The 2,392-nt window shown below is 73.0% G+C and carries 2 protein-coding genes; one reads left to right on the top strand and one right to left on the bottom strand.

What is annotated here, in order from left to right; all coding sequences use genetic code 11:
- Window positions 1-434 precede the first annotated feature (434 nt).
- A complete protein-coding gene (locus GT042_RS11420; protein WP_161308602.1) occupies window positions 435-1,526 on the bottom strand; it encodes an amidohydrolase family protein in 1,092 nt (363 codons plus the stop codon).
- A gap of 101 nt (window positions 1,527-1,627) precedes the next feature.
- On the opposite strand from GT042_RS11420, the gene GT042_RS11415 reads away from it, so the two are divergent.
- Window positions 1,628-2,392 (top strand): aminotransferase class V-fold PLP-dependent enzyme (locus GT042_RS11415; RefSeq protein WP_161308601.1); only part of this gene is annotated, 765 nt, incomplete at its 3' end.

The raw sequence follows: 2,392 nt of genomic DNA, 5'->3' as shown, positions 1-2,392 counted from the left end.
GTGGGTGACGCCCGTGGCCCGCGCGGGGGCGGCCAGGAAGACCGGGCCCGCCGTCAACGCGGCGACGACCGCCGCGGCGGCGCGGCGGCGTGCGGACAGGCGGAAGGTGTTGGTGTTGCCGTTCACGGGTGGAACCCCCACAAGAGACATGGTGTCGCCGGCCTCCGACACGGGGACACGTGGCGGCGGCGACTGAGACACCGGAATCTTTACGCACTTAGAGTGAACTGACAGACACCTGGGGTGAGTTCACCCTAAAGGGCAGTTTCCGGTCAAGGATTCGATTCCACTGGCGCACGCGTTCCCCGGAGTGCCGCAAATCGCGCGGTCGGGGTGGTGCGCCGGTCGTACCGGAGCGTGGAACAGCTGAAGTGCTTCAACGAGACGACCGGGCCCCGCGTCACGCTGAGTCAACCCGGCGATCCCTCGGCGCGTCAGCCGACCACCCGCCCGTTCAGCACGATCACCCGCGGAGCGGCCAGCACGCGTACGTCCGCGCGCGGATCCTCGTCGTACACCACAAGATCCGCGGGCGCGCCTTCTTCCAGCGCCGGGCGCCCGAGCCAGCGGCGGGCCGCCCAGGTCGTCGCGGAGAGCGCGTCCAGCGGCGGGATGCCGGCCGTGACGAGTTCGGCGACCTCCGCCGCCGCGAGGCCGTGGGCGAGGGCGCCGCCCGCGTCCGTACCGACGAAGACGGGGATGCCGGCGTCGTACGCCGCGCGGACGGTGTCGTAGCGCCGCTCGTACAGCCGGTTCATATGTGCCGACCAGCGCGGGAACTTCTCCGCGCCGCCCGCCGCGAGCCGCGGGAACGTGGCGATGTTGACCAGGGTCGGGACGATCGCCACCCCGTGCTCGGCGAAGAGCGGAATGGTGTCCTCCGTGAGCCCCGTGGCGTGCTCGACGCAGTCGATGCCCGCCTCGACCAGTTCGCGCAGCGCGACCTCGGCGAAGCAGTGCGCCGTGACGCGCGCGCCCAGCCGGTGCGCCTCGGCGATCGCGGCCACGACCGCCTCGCGCGGCCAGCAGGCGGTCAGGTCGCCCTCCTCGCGGTCGATCCAGTCGCCGACGAGCTTGACCCAGCCGTCCCCCCGCCGCGCTTCCCGGGCGACGTACGCGACGAGGTCCTCGGGCTCGATCTCGTACGCGAAGTTACGGATGTAGCGCCGGGTCCTCGCGATGTGGCGGCCCGCCCGGATGATCTTGGGCAGATCCTCCCGGTCGTCGATCCAGCGGGTGTCCGCCGGGGACCCGGCGTCCCTGAGCAGCAGGGTCCCGGCGTCGCGGTCGCCGAGCGCCTGCTTCTCGCTGGTCGCCGCGTCGACCGCGCCGTGGTGGTCGAGACCCACATGGCAGTGGGCGTCGACCAGGCCGGGGAGGGCCCAGCCCGCGACCGTACGGACCTCGCGCGCGCCCGGCGGCCGGGTGTAGGTGATCCGGCCGCCGACCACCCACAGTTCGCCCCTGACCTCCTCGGGGCCGACGAGCACCCGCCCCTTCACCCGCAGCACCGCGTGATCGCTCATGGACAGCACTGTACGAGGACGATCAGGAGGTCCCGCAGAGCGGTGAGTATCCTCGGTGGGGACCGACAGAACCTCCGCCTCCCCTGCCGAGAGAGCCCCCCGTGACACATCCGCTGCTGGGCCTCGCCCCGCTGACCGCCGCGCACTTCGCCACCATCGAGCGGCGGGTCGCCGCCCTCCTCGCGACGGACAACGACGTCGTGATCATGCAGGGCGAGGCCCTGCTTCCCCTGGAGGCCTGTATACGCGGCGGCGCGCGGCCCGGTTCGACCGCGCTGAACGTGGTGACGGGGCCGTACGGCCAGACCTTCGGGAACTGGCTGCGCGACTGCGGCGCGAAGGTCGTGGACCTGGAGGTGCCCTTCGACACGGCGGTCACCGCGGCGCAGGTCGAGCAGGCGCTCGCCGCGCACCCGGAGACCGACTTCGTGTCGCTGGTGCACGCCGAGGCGGCGACCGGCAACACCAATCCGGTCGCGGAGATCGGCGAGGTCGTACGGGCGCACGGCGCGCTCTTCATGCTCGACGCGGTCGCGTCGGTGGCCGCGGAACCGCTCCTCCCGGACGCGTGGGGCGTGGATCTGTGCGTGATCGGCGCGCAGAAGGCGATGGGCGGGCCCGCCGGGGTGTCGGTGGTGTCGGTGAGCGAGCGCGCGTGGGAGCGGTTCGCCGCGAATCCGCGGGCGCCGCGGCGCTCGTACCTCTCGCTCCTCGACTGGAAGGAGCGCTGGATCGACAGCGGCCGGCGCGCGCTGCCGCACGCGCCCGCCCAGCTGGAGATGCTGGCGCTGGAGGCGTCCGTGGAGCGCATCGAGGAGGGCGGTCTCGCCGCGGTGACGGCCCGGCACGCCTCTGCCGCGCGGGCG

This window comes from Streptomyces sp. SID3212 (assembly GCF_009865405.1).
GTDB lineage: Bacteria > Actinomycetota > Actinomycetes > Streptomycetales > Streptomycetaceae > Streptomyces.
The sequence above is the reverse complement of the archived record's forward strand: the minus strand, read 5'-3'. Positions and strand labels throughout refer to the sequence as shown.

Coding starts and splice junctions, on each gene's coding strand:
- GT042_RS11420 (WP_161308602.1), bottom strand. CDS start 1,526: ATGAGCGATCACGCGGTGCTGCGGGTGAAGGGGCGGGTGCTCGTCGGC.